At 42.1% G+C, this 15832-nt stretch carries 16 protein-coding genes; 1 reads left to right on the top strand and 15 read right to left on the bottom strand.

Annotated features, from left to right (window positions below; translation table 11 throughout):
- Positions 1-191 precede the first annotated feature (191 nt).
- A complete protein-coding gene (locus GKD17_RS09225) occupies positions 192-926 on the top strand; it encodes a class I SAM-dependent methyltransferase (protein ID WP_007838564.1) in 735 nt (244 codons plus the stop codon).
- An 87-nt stretch (positions 927-1013) separates the two neighbouring features.
- Here the strand turns inward: GKD17_RS09225 and GKD17_RS09220 are convergent, their stop codons facing one another.
- The 15 genes from GKD17_RS09220 to GKD17_RS09150 all read right to left on the bottom strand — a co-directional run bounded on the left by GKD17_RS09220 (position 1014) and on the right by GKD17_RS09150 (position 15821).
- Complete coding sequence (locus tag GKD17_RS09220) at positions 1014-1883, bottom strand: F0F1 ATP synthase subunit gamma (RefSeq protein WP_007838562.1); 870 nt, start codon at positions 1881-1883, stop codon at positions 1014-1016.
- 2 nt (positions 1884-1885) lie between these two features.
- A complete protein-coding gene (atpA, locus tag GKD17_RS09215; protein WP_007838560.1) occupies positions 1886-3478 on the bottom strand; it encodes a F0F1 ATP synthase subunit alpha in 1593 nt (530 codons plus the stop codon).
- A 122-nt stretch (positions 3479-3600) separates the two neighbouring features.
- Positions 3601-4158 (bottom strand): F0F1 ATP synthase subunit delta, encoded by a 558-nt coding sequence (locus tag GKD17_RS09210; RefSeq protein WP_005846833.1) that lies wholly within the window; start codon positions 4156-4158, stop codon positions 3601-3603.
- Between the two features lie 5 nt (positions 4159-4163).
- Complete coding sequence (atpF, locus tag GKD17_RS09205; RefSeq protein ID WP_005846830.1) at positions 4164-4664, bottom strand: F0F1 ATP synthase subunit B; 501 nt, start codon at positions 4662-4664, stop codon at positions 4164-4166.
- A 10-nt stretch (positions 4665-4674) separates the two neighbouring features.
- Complete coding sequence (gene atpE / locus GKD17_RS09200; protein WP_005846828.1) at positions 4675-4929, bottom strand: ATP synthase F0 subunit C; 255 nt, start codon at positions 4927-4929, stop codon at positions 4675-4677.
- Positions 4930-4960: 31 nt separating this feature from the next.
- Positions 4961-6052, bottom strand: coding sequence for a F0F1 ATP synthase subunit A (gene atpB / locus GKD17_RS09195; protein ID WP_007850063.1), 1092 nt, complete (start codon positions 6050-6052; stop codon positions 4961-4963).
- 1 nt (position 6053) lies between these two features.
- The gene (locus tag GKD17_RS23210; RefSeq protein WP_229045443.1) at positions 6054-6296 is read right to left on the bottom strand and encodes a hypothetical protein; all 243 of its coding nucleotides are present in this window, start codon (positions 6294-6296) and stop codon (positions 6054-6056) included.
- 180 nt (positions 6297-6476) lie between these two features.
- Entirely contained in the window at positions 6477-6731 is a 255-nt protein-coding gene (locus GKD17_RS09185) for a F0F1 ATP synthase subunit epsilon (RefSeq protein WP_007838555.1), read from the bottom strand.
- An 8-nt stretch (positions 6732-6739) separates the two neighbouring features.
- Positions 6740-8275 carry a F0F1 ATP synthase subunit beta gene (gene atpD, locus GKD17_RS09180; protein ID WP_005846820.1) on the bottom strand — a complete coding sequence of 512 codons (1536 nt, stop codon included), beginning with the start codon at positions 8273-8275 and terminating at the stop codon, positions 6740-6742.
- Between the two features lie 195 nt (positions 8276-8470).
- A complete protein-coding gene (locus GKD17_RS09175) occupies positions 8471-10018 on the bottom strand; it encodes a M28 family peptidase (protein WP_007844075.1) in 1548 nt (515 codons plus the stop codon).
- Between the two features lie 142 nt (positions 10019-10160).
- Positions 10161-11075 carry a Ppx/GppA phosphatase family protein gene (locus GKD17_RS09170; protein WP_005846815.1) on the bottom strand — a complete coding sequence of 305 codons (915 nt, stop codon included), beginning with the start codon at positions 11073-11075 and terminating at the stop codon, positions 10161-10163.
- 1 nt (position 11076) lies between these two features.
- A complete protein-coding gene (locus GKD17_RS09165) occupies positions 11077-13143 on the bottom strand; it encodes an RNA degradosome polyphosphate kinase (protein WP_005846813.1) in 2067 nt (688 codons plus the stop codon).
- A gap of 135 nt (positions 13144-13278) precedes the next feature.
- Entirely contained in the window at positions 13279-14406 is a 1128-nt protein-coding gene (locus tag GKD17_RS09160) for a glycosyltransferase family protein (RefSeq protein ID WP_007838549.1), read from the bottom strand.
- Positions 14403-15206, bottom strand: a complete 804-nt coding sequence (locus GKD17_RS09155) for a UDP-2,3-diacylglucosamine diphosphatase (protein ID WP_007838548.1) — start codon at positions 15204-15206, stop codon at positions 14403-14405. Before GKD17_RS09155 ends, GKD17_RS09160 begins: the two co-directional genes overlap by 4 nt.
- Positions 15207-15383: 177 nt before the next feature.
- Entirely contained in the window at positions 15384-15821 is a 438-nt protein-coding gene (locus tag GKD17_RS09150) for a PepSY-like domain-containing protein (protein ID WP_007844073.1), read from the bottom strand.
- Positions 15822-15832 lie beyond the last annotated feature (11 nt).

Raw genomic sequence — 15832 nt, 5'->3', positions numbered from 1 at the left:
TTCTTATGCAAAGATCTGAAAAAAGGATGTATTTCTTATTAGAATGTATTTTTTCTTTTGCTGAATTACTGTTTTTTTCATGATAGATTGGATAAGTTACAGTGACAAGGTTTATATCTTACACAAACATTTAGTATTTTCTCCACTAAATTGCCTACCTTTGCAACTTCAACAACAAACAATGATTCCAAATGAAAACAAACTTGCTTTCACCCGATAAAGACCCGATGGGAGCTGCCATCGCCGATTATTTCAACCACCGCAAAGCAGATAAGTTACGTGTATTTTCCTCACAGTTCGAGGAAGACGAAATACCCATGAATCAATTATTCCGCCCTTATGACGAAATGCCGGAACTGGAACAGATTGCCTTACAAATAGCCGAAGGAAATATTCTGGACGTAGGAGCCGGAAGCGGCTGCCATGCACTGGCCTTGCAAGAGATGGGAAAAGAGGTATGCGCTATCGATATTTCCCCGCTTTCAGTAGAGGTGATGGAAAAAAGAGGGGTAAAGAATGTCCGTCAGATAAATCTTTTCGATACACATTTTCTAGAAACATTCGATACAATCATCATGCTGATGAACGGATCGGGCATTATCGGGAAGTTGGAAAATATGGCAGCTTTCTTTCAAAAGATGAAACAACTGCTTCGCCCCGGGGGATGTATCTTGATGGATTCCAGTGATCTCCGTTATCTTTTTAAAGATGAGGACGGGAGTTTCCTGATTGATCTGGCAGGAGATTATTATGGTGAAATAGATTTCCGGATGCAATACAAAAATATAAAAGGAGATTCTTTCGACTGGCTTTATGTCGATTTTCAGACACTCAGCCTGTATGCTGCCGGGAATGGATTCGAGGCGGAGCTTATTAAAGAGGGGGAGCACTATGATTATTTAACCCGCCTTCGATGGAAGGGATGACACTTATAGAAGGATTCCGATAAACTTGTCGTATGATTTTCAAATTCTTGGGGCAAGATGCCTGCGTATCTTGCCCCAAGAAAAAAATTAGGCCATTGAACCGCCTACTATATCCAACAGTTCATTGGTAATAGCCTGCTGACGACTCTTGTTGTACATCACCGTCAGATCCTGCAACAAATCATTCGCATTGTCTGTAGCAATCTGCATAGCCATGGTGCGGGCGGCATGTTCGGAAGCATTCGAATCCAGTAATACCGTGAACATCTTCATACAGAACATCTTCGGGAGCAATTCCTCCATCACCACATTTACAGACGGTTCCACAATATAATCGGGTATCCTGCCTTTGTCCTTCTCTTTCTTCTCTTGTGTCAAGTCTATCGGAAGATAAGTTTCACGCGTCAGGACCTGTACTGCTGTAGAACGAAAATGGTTGTACAGCAACTCCACCTTGTCTATGTCACGATGCAGAAAGCGCCTCATCAAGTCCTCTGCCAAGGCGGAAGCTTCCTGATAAGAAGGTTTATCCGCCATATGCTGGAAATCGCCTTCGGCCTTGAATCCCAATTTCTTCACACCTTCCGCTACCTTTCTGCCTACCGGATACAAAAGCACATTCTCCATACCCAGGGACTTGTATTCATCCAGAATAACCGTCAGATGCCTGATAATATTTGCATTGAACCCGCCACACAGACTGGTATTGGAGGCAAACACGACGATTGCCACACGCTTCACTTCACGTTTCACAATGAAAGGAGACTCCACCTCACTACCCGCACTCAGAAAATTGGTCAGGATGTGATTCAGCCTTCGTTCGTAAGGAAGCATGTTTTCTATGGCAGCCTGCGCCTTATGCAACTTGGCAGAGGCTACCATCTTCATAGCCGAAGTAATTTTCCGCGTATTATTTACTGAGGCTATTCTTCCTTTTACTTCTTTCAGTGATGCCATGACTATTCGTTCACTTTAAATGGTTGAGCCGTATCAGCTGCTACTTTCTCTATAATTGCAGTTACATCATCATTTATCACACCGCTTGACAATACATCAAGTACATCTTTCTGATGGTCGGCACGCATCATTTCTAGGAATGATTTCTGGAAATCCTGCACCTTATGCAAGGGTACATCACGCAGCAAACTATGTGTACCACAATAAAGAATGGCTATTTGTTCTCCGACAGGCATCGGACTGTACTGCGGCTGTATCAGCAACTGGTTGTTCTTACGTCCCCGGTCGATAGCCATTGCCGTTACAGGATCCATATCACTGCTGAACTTGGAGAAAGCCTCCAGTTCGCGATATTGTGCCTGATCTATCTTCAATGTACCTGCCACCTTCTTCATGCTCTTGATCTGGGCACTACCTCCCACACGGGATACGGAAATACCCACATTGATAGCCGGACGGAAACCCTGGTTGAACAAATCGGTTTCAAGGAATATCTGACCGTCTGTAATGGAAATGACATTGGTTGGAATATACGCGGAAACATCACCTGCCTGTGTTTCAATAATAGGCAATGCGGTCAGTGAACCACCTGCCTTTACCTTGCCTTTCAAGCTGGGTGGAAGGTCATTCATTTGTTCGGCCACTTCCTGCTGGTTGATAATCTTTGCCGCACGCTCCAACAATCGTGAATGCAGATAGAAGATATCACCCGGATATGCCTCACGACCGGAGGGACGACGCAGAATCAAGGATACTTCACGATAGGCTACGGCTTGCTTTGACAAGTCATCATACACAACCAAGGCATCCCGGCCTGTGTCACGGAAATACTCTCCGATAGCCGCTCCGGCAAACGGAGCAAAATACTGCAATGCAGCCGGATCGGCAGCAGTGGCAGCTACCACTATGGTATAATCCATCGCACCGCGTTCACGCAGCGTATTCACCAGACTTGCTACAGTGGAACCCTTCTGACCAATGGCTACATAAATACAATATACAGGTTTTCCCGCTTCATAGTTGGATTTCTGATTCAAAATCGTATCTATAGCGATAGAGGTTTTTCCGGTCTGACGGTCCCCGATAATCAACTCACGTTGTCCACGCCCGATAGGAATCATAGCATCCACAGACTTCAGCCCTGTCTGCAAAGGCTGGTTCACAGGCTGACGGAAGATCACTCCGGGAGCTTTACGTTCCAAAGGCATTTCGCACAGTTCCCCGCCAATTTGTCCACGGCCATCCAATGGTACGCCTAACGGATCGATAACACGCCCTAACATACCTTCGCCCACATTAATAGAAGCAATGCGTTTGGTACGTTTCACCACCATTCCTTCCTTAATCTGATCAGTAGGACCTAGCAATACCGCACCTACATTGTCCTCCTCCAGATTCATCACGATAGCCATGATACCGTTTTCAAACTCCAGCAACTCATTAGCTTCCGCGTTGCGCAAACCGTAAATACGTGCCACACCATCGCTCACCTGCAGCACATTCCCCACCTCATCAAATTGCAGGTGGGTGTTGATGCCTTTCAGTTGCTGAAGTAAAACTTCGGATACTTCGCTGGGTTTTATATTTTCAGACATAATCTTTTTACATTAAAAATTGAAAATTAAAAATTAAAGCCCGACCAGGTATTAACCTTAAGTTAAAAACTAAAAGAAACAAACTGATATTACTTTTATTTTCTAACTTATAATTTTTAATTTTATACTATTCTTCTATTTTTAGCTATAAACTGTTGCTTTACCCGTTTTATCTGGTTAGCTACGCTCGCATCCAATCTGTAAGTTCCGATTTCAAAGATAAAACCACCTTCCAGTTTCGGATCTATTTTGGTTTTGAACTCTACAGTTCCATGAGTTTTCTCTACGACCAATGCCCGTATGCGGTTGACTACCTCTTCCGCCACCGGACAAACAGTCGTGATTTTACCGACGCTGATATTCTTCTGTTTCCGATAAAGGTCAATGTATGACATAATCATAAACTGCAAGAATTTCTCTCTTCGTTCCTCCAGTACCAATTCCACAAAGCGTTTCAATTCTTCGCTCACCTTACCTCCTCCGGCAGCTTCGCAAATCAGTTTCAACTTTGTTTCAGCAGGCAATACAGGATTATCCAATGCCTGTCGAAGTTCGGGGATTCTCGAGAAACTATCTGCCAATATTCCGGCTTCCTCATAAACAGTATCCTCTGTCCCCTTTTCGTCGGCATAGGCCAGCAAAGCCTTAGCATAACGCATTGAAATGACTCCTATATACATAACAATCAGTCTTTAGAAACAGTTAATTCATCCAGCAAACGGTCAATCATTTCCATTTGTTCTTTCTCATCATCGAGGTTCTTGCGCAAAACCTTCTCAGCAATGTCGACAGACAGCACAGCTACTTGGCGGCGAATGTCGCTGATAGCGCTGTCTTTTTCTGCCTGAATCTGCTTTTTCGCTTCATCCAGCAGTTTCTGTCCTTCAACCTGAGCCTGTGTTTTGGCTTCCTTCAGAATACGTTCGCGGGTTGCGACCGCTTCATTCAGGATGCGCGCCTGCTCCTCGTGAGCCTTAGCCAATATCATTTCACTGTCTGCTTTAATATTAGCCAATTGCTCATTGGCTTCACGTGCAGCAAGCAGTGACTTGTCTATATATTGTTTTCGCTCATCCACCATTCTGGTGATCACCGGAAAACCGTATTTTGCAAGAATGACAAAAACGATACCGAAAACGATGACCATCCAGAATAACAGACCGCTATCAGGTGTTAATAATGACATGCTACATTAATTATAAGAACAAAGTTAATAAACAAACAATAATGGCGATCAGCGCCACACCTTCTACCAGCGCGGCGATAATAATCATATTCATACGGATATCTCCTGCCGCCTCCGGCTGACGGGCAATTGCCTCCATGGCAGAACCACCGATTTTACCGATACCGATACCTGCACCGATTACTGCAATAGCTGCTCCAAGTGCAGCACCTAATTTCCCTAAACCTGCCGCAGCAGCGGACTGTAATAAAACTGCTAGTAACATAATAGTTTGTTTTTTGAATTAATTATTTAATTTATTTTATTTCTTTTTCTTCACGCATCTCTTCTGTACGGGACAACCCGATAAAGACCGCGGACAACATGGTAAATACGTATGCTTGAATAAATGCGACCAATAATTCCAGCGCAGTCATAAAGATTCCGAATGCCACCGCAACAAATCCCATGGAACCATTAATCAGAGGTCCCATATTCGCTGTAATAAAAATGATGGATATCAAACTGAGAATAGCAGCATGACCGGCCATCATATTGGCAAACAAACGAATCATCAATGCAAATGGCTTCGTAAAGATTCCGAAAATCTCAATAATCGGCATCATCGGGAACGGAGCCTTTAACCACCAAGGAACATCAGGCCATAGAATCTCTTTCCAATATTCCTTGTTCCCCCATAGATTCACAGCCAGGAACGTACAGATAGCCAGCACAAAGGTAACGGCAATATTACCTGTAATATTCGCACCGCCGGGGAAGAAAGGAATCAATCCCATCAGATTATTGATCAGGATAAAGAAGAAAGCCGTCAGCAGATAAGGTGCATAACGCTTATAATCCTTACCGATACAACCCTTTATCACATCATCATTGATTGCCAGGATACAAGCTTCCATCATGCCCACCATTCCTTTAGGAGCTTCCTTTTCTACTGGATGTTTTTTGTACCAACGGGCACAACTCAACACTAGAATCACCAGAATGGCACTATTGACAAACAACCCGGTAACATTCTTTGTAATAGAGATATCCAAAGGTTTTACTTCGTTACCGCTAGCATCCTTTTCCACTATCTTACCTTTATATTCACCGTCTTTAGCAATGTACAGTCCTTCATACTCTCCGTTTCCTTCCTCAAACTTAGAAGAAAGAAAAGCGTGCCATCCTGTACTGCTTTTTACGATTACCGGCAGTGGTATAGCTATAGGTGTATCTCCTATGTCAGTGATATGCCATTCATACGAATCACCTATATGTCCGAAAACGATTTCATTTACGTCTACCTGCTGCTCTTTATAGTCAGTATCCGACTCTTCCCGGGCATTGGCTCCTTGCAGAAAAGCGATCAGCAACATTAAAACCGTTCCTATATATCGTAAACTTCTCATATTACTTATACTTGTACCTATTACTTTTATGTTTTATCTCAAAATGAAAAAAGAAGCGGGTTTCAAAAATCAGAAAGATAATATAGAATACCATGTAAGTTCCTATAAATGACAGAACTTGATGTGCCACCGCCACTGCATAGACGGACATAATCAAGATGCTCAACATCATCTTCGTCACTTTCGCCACCAAGTAAACCGCCACCATTTTTTGCGGACTTACCCGATAACAGTACCCGAACATAAATATGTAAAAAAGGCCGAAAAGATAAAAAAATATCGGTATGGAGGGATACCAGGCAAAATAATACCTAGGCAACAAGGTGTGAAATACCAAGGCTCCTCCCCAACTCAACACAACCATTAATATGGTCAACGATATGATAAATTTTCTCTTTACGGCTAACAAAGACATAATTATGTATTAGATTTCCACACAGGCCGAAACTATATTGTCCCTTACCTCAACGAACCCACTCGATATTCCAATTGATTTCTCTAATCCATCCTCTGTATATTTTATCTCCCCCTTTATCAATGACGATATCAACGGAGCATGGTCATGCAGGACAGAGAAAGAGCCTGATTCTCCCGGTAATATCACAATGTCCACTTTACCGTCAAACAATGTACTTTCCGGAGAAACCACTATCAAATGAAGATCTTCATGATGTTCCATACTTACTCTTATTTCTTATGGCTGGCAGCATCCAGCAACTTCTTTCCTTTTTCTATTGCTTCCTCTATCGTTCCCACATTCAGAAATGCCTGCTCGGGCAGGTAATCCACCTCACCGTCCAGAATCATCTTGAATCCCTTAATGGTATCTTCAATAGAAACCATGACACCTGGAACACCTGTAAACTGTTCGGCCACAGCAAAAGGTTGTGACAGGAAACGCTGCACCCGACGCGCACGGTTTACAGTCTGACGATCTTCATCGCTCAATTCGTCCATACCCAGAATAGAAATGATATCTTGCAACTCCTTGTTACGCTGCAAAATCTGCTTTACACGCTGAGCCACATCATAGTGCTCCTGCCCTACAATCAGCGGGTCAAGAATACGTGAGGTTGATTCCAACGGATCTACAGCCGGATAAATACCCAGTTCGGTAATTTTACGGCTCAATACGGTTGTTGCATCCAAGTGAGTAAATGTAGTAGCAGGCGCAGGGTCTGTCAAGTCATCAGCAGGTACATACACAGCCTGTACCGAGGTGATAGAACCATTCTTGGTAGAAGTGATACGTTCCTGCATCTGTCCCATTTCTGTTGCCAGTGTTGGTTGGTACCCCACGGCTGACGGCATACGACCCAATAAAGCCGAAACCTCGGAACCTGCCTGAGTGAAACGGAATATATTGTCGATAAAGAACAAAATATCACGTGGTCCGTTGCTGTCACCGTTTTTGCGGTCACGGAAAGATTCGGCAACGGTCAACCCCGAAAGAGCAATGGAAGAACGTGCGCCGGGAGGCTCGTTCATCTGTCCGTACACCAATGTAGCCTGTGACTTTTCAACTTCATTATAGTCTACTTTGGAAAGGTCCCAATGGCCTTCTTCCATACTTTTCTTAAATTCTTCTCCGTAGCGGATTACACCAGATTCAATCATTTCACGCAACAGGTCGTTACCTTCACGTGTACGTTCACCGACTCCGGCAAAAACGGAAAAGCCGTTATGTTTCTTGGCAATGTTATTAATCAGCTCCATAATAAGCACGGTCTTGCCTACACCGGCTCCCCCAAACAATCCGATTTTACCACCCTTTGAATAAGGTTCCAGCAAATCAATAACCTTAATACCTGTGAAGAGTACTTCCTGCACAGTAGACAGCTCATCAAACTTAGGGGGTTCACGGTGAATGGGAAACGCCCCTTCCTTACTCAGCGGGCGCATACCGTCCACAGCCTCACCTACTACGTTCATCAACCGGCCTTTAATCTGATTACCAACCGGCATAGTAATAGGATGTCCTGTCGGAATTACTTCCATACCACGTTGCAAACCGTCCGTACTATCCATAGCTACAGTACGCACTGTGTCTTCACCAATGTGTTGTTGAACTTCCACGACTAAAATTCTGCCGTCATTGCGTTTGATAGTCAATGCATCATGGATGCTTGGAAGAAGCAGATCGGTGTCGATGCCTTTGCCCTCAAAATACACATCGACTACCGGTCCGATAACTTGTGAAATATGTCCAATAATCTGTGACATAAGCTTCTATTTACTTTTATTTGATAATTTACCTTTTCTATATTAACAAATATCGCAGGTTTTTTGTTTACCTACATTTTGCTTTATATGCGCAGCAAAGGTAAAGATTATCTCAGTAGATTGAACTTAAGCTAACATTTTTTACACATCAAAACGACATAATTCCACTAAAAGAAGAAAAAAAGAACATTTGCGCTACTTTTTGTGCATTCCTTCACGAGATAACTGTTTACTTAAATTAGCAATTCCCAAGGCGACCACCGCTGTTACCGTAGCTGCATGCTCTTGGTATTCTGGTATATTCTTCGTATAAAGATCACGTTCCGTATGCCATATTTCCCCATAAGAGAAATTATATCCTTTTATGTCTTGTGTATTGAAACCAAAAGTAGGCACTCCTTCCACTGCAAAAACACTGGCATCCGTACCACCGCTTTGAGTAGGACGTTTAAAAGGTTTCGCTACCTTTACTTCAAACGGATAATCCGCACGGATTTCTTTCACAGGCTTGCACACTTCCACAAAATCATCATACATAGCCTGAGGAACGGAGATTCCCACCGGAGGAGTCGGTCCTCCGTCCCGATTGAATAGATTAGCAATCTTTCCTAACTCTTTAGCGTGAGTCTTGACATAAGATTTTGCGCCCAACAAACCAAATTCCTCTCCAGCAAAAGCCACAAACAATATAGTACGTTTAGGTTTTGCACCGGAAAGTGCAATCATACGGGCAGCCTCCATCATAGGACCAATACCTGTACCGCAGTCTATACCACCGGTTGCCACATCATAAGAATCAAGATGTCCGCTTATAATAACATATTCATCCGGATATTTAGTACCTTTAATGGATGCTACGACATTATGATATTTCACAGGACCTAGTTTGAAATGATTACGAATATCAAATTCCAGCCAGAAGTTCCGGCGTTCTTTCACCATCTGCTTGATGATTTTGTATTGATGTTCATCCAATTTGATGTCACAGACTTCGGGCAAATTATCAAACGTAGTATGGGGATCATTTAATAAAGCACGATCATACAAAGCACGTAAAGGTACAGGTGCCGACTGAATAAAGCCAAGTGCTCCTGCCTCACACATTTCTTTATAAAATAGTCCCGGCATTTCACGCAAAGGCTTCATGGCATGTTTGGTTCCTTTGCTCCAATTCTCTTCCATCAAGGCAGCATTCTGCTTTTCTATTTCTATATTTTCAGCTTTGATAGCAGCTCTCAACGAATCTCCTTTAGCAGAACGGTCAACAGGCCAACCTACATTTTCACCTGAAATCAACACCCAAGCGCCTTTCAACTGATGTTTCATGCGGTCTAGTTCTTCTTGAGTACGGGGCTCTATCAAAACATGCCCGCGTTGCAGACCTTTAGTACCTGAAGTGTAGGATGGAGTGACAAAATGCAAATCCATCGCCTGATCTCCCCCGATTAAACGTCCGAACCATGGACCACGGTTAAAACCTACCGGCAGTTCCCCAGCTTCTTCCAAGCGTACGTCAATACCCCACCGTTTATATTCACGCATCATCCACTCGGCTGCATTCTCATATGCATCCGAGCCAATAACTCTTCCCCCAAAACGATTGGTGAGAATATCCAACTGATGCATTACCCGGTTATCAGTTTGACCCGTTTCAATGATTTTCTTTACGGCGGCAGGTTGGGCAAAAGTAGTCCCTGCATACAAAGAAGCAGCTATTATAGCTGCCATGCACATTTTGTTCATCATGGTATTTCTGTTTGTTAGTTGTTAACGATTACAAATATATAGCAAATTTTGGAACTTCAACTATTAATTTCCAACAATTTATCAGAGAAAAGCGAATATTTTTGAAGCCGTACAACACAAACAGTATTAAAATGAAAGCTTATTCAGCTTTCATTTCTTTCTCAAGGCTTTTGGCATACAGATTGTCAATGATACCATCAGACAGTCCAATGACCGGAACATAAATATATTCTGCATGCACTACTTCTGCAATTTTCAGAAAAATTTCCGCAGCAGGCACAATTACATCGGCACGGTCTTGCTTTAGACTGAATGCCTCTACCCTTTCCTCCGGAGTCAGCGGTTTCAACACATCATAGACTGTTTGCAACGAACTGACCGGCAAACGTTGCAACTTCTTATCCTTCTTATCTGCCAGGCGGAACAACTTATTAATATTCCCACCCGATCCGATGATATTGATCGCGGCAACACCTTCCGTCACTTTCATAAGCTCTTCTTCCATTTGCTGCCAAGTTCCTTCTTTAACAGCATTACTCAGCATACGCACCGTACCGATGTTGTAAGACACCGACCATACCAACTCACCGTTAGTCAACAGATTAATCTCTGTACTGCCACCACCCACATCCACATACATATAATTACCCAGACGGTCTTCCATACACTCTATATGATTATTATAAATCATTCGAGCCTCTTCCTGACCATCAATTATCTCAATGCGGATACCTGTATCCTTTTCGATTTTCTTGATTATCGTCCTCCCGTTACGCGCGTCCCGCATAGCCGAAGTAGCACATGCCCTGTAATCATCCACATCATAAATTTTCATCAACTGACGGAAAGCCTTCATCAAACGTCTCAGCTTATCCGCTTTCTTCTCGGACAATTCACCTATGGAGAAAACATCGAACCCTAGTCGTAGGGGTACGCGAAGCATCATCACTTTTTTAATTTTTTTCTCCTGCACAGCCTCCCTGTCAATGCTTTTTATCAAAAGGCGCACAGCGTTAGAACCAATATCAATAGCAGCATAATTCACTTTTCCCATCTTAATCCTTTATTCTGTTTTCATTTAAATAATATTTGTATAATTCCTCCTGCGAACGGAAAGCTGTCTTATCTTCCGATATCCAAGGACGATTCTCTCCTGTTCCGTCCACCACCCGTCCTTGCAGAGTATCTTTCAAACCATATTCCACTACCCGCTTCAAGTCTGCCTTTATTTCCGGATCGTAAACGGGAGCAATCACTTCCACCCTGTTATCCAAATTGCGCGGCATCCAGTCAGCCGAACCAATGAACATTTTCTCATCACCACCATTGGCAAAAATAAAAATACGCGAATGTTCCAGATAACGGTCTATGATGCCATTGATACGAATTGTATCACTCACTCCCGGCACTCCCGTAATCAGTGAACAATTACCACGAACCAGCAAGTCTATCCGAACACCATGCGAAGATGCTTCATACAATTTCTTCACCATTACCGGATCAGTAATATGATTAATCTTTATCAAAATGTAAGCAGGTTTTCCGGCCTGCTTGTTCTTAATTTCTTCATTAATAAGACGGCTAAATTTTTGCTTCATCTCATTAGGAGATACCAACAGTTCTTTGAAGCGAACGGGAGAATAAGGGCGTTCTATAAAATCAAAGACCAAACTCACGTCACGCGTCACATTCTTAGCAGCCGTCATCAACATATAATCAGTGTACATACGGGCGTTACCTTCATGAAAGTTTCCTGTACTGATACAAGCTATATCCGCACCTGTTTTCATGGATATATAGGTAATCTTAGAGTGTACCTTCAGTCCCTCCACCCCAAATATCACACGGATACCGGCATCCTGCATTTTCTTTGACCAATCTATATTGGAAGCCTCGTCAAAACGTGCCAGCAATTCAATAACTACTGTTACTTTCTTTCCATTGCGTGCCGCATTAATCAATGCTTTTACCACTTTCGAATCTTTAGCCAAACGATAGAGGGTTGTCTTGATACTTTTTACTTCTTTATTAATCGCCGCTTCCTGCAATATACGGATATAAGAATCGAAACTATGATAAGGCACATGAATAAAACGATCTTTCCTACGAATCAGCTCCAACATACCAACGTTACCCGAAAGCTCATTTTTCAAAACAGGAGTCCATTCAGGGTATTTCAAATCTTTCCGGCCACAGTCTGGAAAACGCATCAGGTCCTTATGGTTATGATATTTTCCACCGCCCAATACTGTATCCAACTTATCCAGATTCAACTTGTTCATGACACGTTTTAAAAGATCTTTAGGCATACTGGCATCATAAATAACCCGTAAAGGCTCACCTCGTTTGCGACTCTTTACTCCTTTAGAAATTTTCTGCATCATTCCGTTACGCAGATCATTGTCTATCTCCATCTCCGCATCTTTGGTAAACTTGAAAGCATACGCTTCAAAATGTTTATAGTTCATACCATGAAATATCAATGGTAAACAATAGCGTACCACATCATCCAAATACATCAGGTAATTTTTACCATCCTTATCCGGCAGACGGATAAAACGCCCTGCCTGTGCTACAGGCAGCTCTATAATTGCATATTCTCCAACTTTATGTCCTTCTTTCCTCATCTTTACAGCCAAAAAGATATTTTCATCCGCTTCGTTACCCAGTTGTTTTACTGATTTCAGCCAGACAGGACTAATAAACCCATTCAGCCGTTGTTGATAAAAAGAATCGACAAATAACTGTTGTTCCTCATCCAGTTGTACATGATTGACTAAACAAATATTTTCTTTCTCCAATTCTGCCGTTACCTGCTTGATCGCACCTTCATATTCTTTAGAGTACCTGTTGTTCAGTTTATTTATCTGTCTAATCAGTTTCAATGCTTCTTCCCGTTCAGAATGCGCCGCTTTATCTTCGCACTCGGCCACCCGGCTTTGAGTAGCTACACGTACTCTGAAAAATTCATCCAAATTATTAGAGTAAATTCCTAAAAAGCTCAACCGTTCCAGTATAGGAACACGTTCTTTCATGGCTTCCTGCAAAATGCGACGATTAAAATACATCCAACTGATATCTCTCGGCAGATAATATTTATCTTCCTTTTTCTTCTTCTCCATACGGTTTTAATATTTTTAGCAAAAATACGTCATACACATTACAATAACATGTCAATATAACTACAAATCAATAACAATAAAAAAGTCACAGCCGACGCATACAGCCATGACTTAAAGAGAGTTTTTATAAGAAAATCAAATAAACTCTTCAACCAAATACATCTCATTAAATAAAACTTGTTGATAATTGGAAGAATCACTCTCTAACAAATTCAACAAAGTATATTCAGCTCCACGTACCCAATACACAAAATCACGATTGGGGTGGTAATCTTTCGCAAATTCCAGCAACTGTTGCAAATTAAAATCTGAGGAAATGATACCCGCACCGCTTTTTTCGGCATCATATGCATTACAGTCCTGTTCTATATGAGCAGGAACCATCAGAATAGGTTTGCCTAAATACATGGCCTCGCACACCGATTCAAATCCGGCAGTACTGGCATAAGCCTTACATCCCGCCATCTGCCTCAAAAATTCCACATCATCCAGTTGATAAAAGCTCAATGTATTGTCCACTCTCTTCACCGGTTCCTCCTCCCACTTGTCCCAAAAGAAACGAAGCGGTATCCCGGGATGTTGCCTGTGCCATTTCATTACATTTTCACTGAAACCCGCATTAACCATATAGCCATGTATATAGTCACCGGAATAAGGTTCATGTAAAGTCACTTCCCTACGCAACAAGGGAGGAATCACACGGATATGATTCTGAGGATCATCGTTCATGTGACGAAAAGAAAGAGCCAAACGTTCCTTCGCCCCCAAGCTGGTCAATACGGTAAAAAACTTCAAAAGAGCCAAGCTTACTTTATCAGCCTTTGGAAATTCAAAACTTTTATGCAAGAACAGATATTGATGCCCTATACAGATTTGCGGAACAGAGGGACGGAACAGGAAATAAGTCAGTCCGGTCAGCAATTCATAGAAATTGATAACCCTATCCGCACCACTGTCCTCAATACGCTGACGAATGTAGTTAATGCTATTGATATACACAGGAAGTTTCACTAGATTATACGCCACGCTCCGCATCAAACTCACCCGTTTGTTAGCTGGTGTAGGCAGAAAATTAGGACTGACAAAACGTTTTACCGGAGCATGGATATTACGATTGAAAAATCCCGGCAAGCGGCGCGAACTACTTTTACCTACCAGTACTTCCACTACTTCGTGACCGTTCCGGCGCAATATTTCCTCCAACGTAATGGCTTGAGTAAGATGTCCTCTCCCCTCACCCTGTACTATAAATAAAAATTTCATGAGGCTGTATGTATTAGGGTAAACTCTTTATTTTCTTCATTCTCATCAGCTAGTACATGATGGTATTCCATGATATTCCAATTCCCGTCCGCATCCTCAGTCAGTGCCGAAAGGCTTTCTACCCAATCGCCCGAATTCAGATAATGAATACCATCATAATAGGTATTAGCCGGATGATGGATATGACCACAAATCACTCCGTCACATTTACGTACACGTGCAAACTCCACCAATACTTTCTCAAAGTCCGATATATAGGAAACAGCCGACTTTACTTTTTGTTTGACGGCCTGTGACAGAGAATAATACGGTTTCCCCCGCTTAGTACGATATTGGTTATAAAAGCGGTTCACCCATAAGAGGAATGTATAACCTGCATCGCCCAACCGGGCTAACCATTTCATCTGCGTAGTAACCCGGTCGAATATATCGCCATGTGTCACATAATAACGCTTTCCATGTGTTTCAAGGATGTATTCTTTGACGATTTTTACGTTATAGAATGTCATAGGGACCAAGCTGTCCAGAAAATCATCGTGGTTGCCACACACATAAATTACTTCAGTACCGAAGTTCTCCATCATCTTCATGATAACCTTAAAGAAATCAGTATGTTTTGCTTGCCACCTCTTAGTACCTGCCTTACGCAAATGCCAACCATCTATAATGTCTCCGTTCAATATCAGACGGTCACAATTGACAGATTTCAGAAAGTTACTGACTTCAATTGTTTTGGAATGAGAGGTTCCCAGATGGATATCCGATAAAACCACTGTAGGATAATACGTTCTTAGATGCATATCTTTATTATTAAAACTATGCAAATATCCATGTTATCTATTACAAGATCGTGTCGGCAGAATTACTATGCTATTAAAATCAATAAAAAAGACAGGCCGTTTCTTCATGGAACAAGAAACGGCCTGCAAAGCTTCAGTTTATTCACATAAACCACACTTCAGATCTATAACTAATAATTAATTGTCAATATCAATCACATTGAACTGCATATCAAACTTTATCTCCCAACCATTAGAAAGTTTCACTTCATAATCATACTTGTCCCTCTCGATCTTGAGCATCTTGGCATCGGGATAATTCGTAGTGACGTACTTCTTTATCGCGTCAGGAACCACAGCGACAGGTACAGCGCTGTATTTGCAATTCACTTCTGTCCAAACCCCTTTCTTATCGAATTCCAATTTGTCTCCATTGGTAAAAATCACATCATAGCTTTTATCAAACCAGTCTGTTTCCATTTTAGCCATCGCCACCTTGTTATTGGGGAAATGAGTTTTGATAAAAGTTTGTGCAGTCTGAGGCAATTGGTTTACTTGAATAGGTTTGTCATCATCCGCCCATACCACTGTTTGCAACGTAAATAAGCACACTAACAATAATAATACCTTTTTCATAATCGTCATTT

This window comes from Phocaeicola dorei, assembly GCF_013009555.1.
GTDB lineage: Bacteria > Bacteroidota > Bacteroidia > Bacteroidales > Bacteroidaceae > Phocaeicola > Phocaeicola dorei.
Note: the sequence above shows the minus strand (reverse complement) of the source record. Positions and strands in the feature narration are given on the sequence as shown.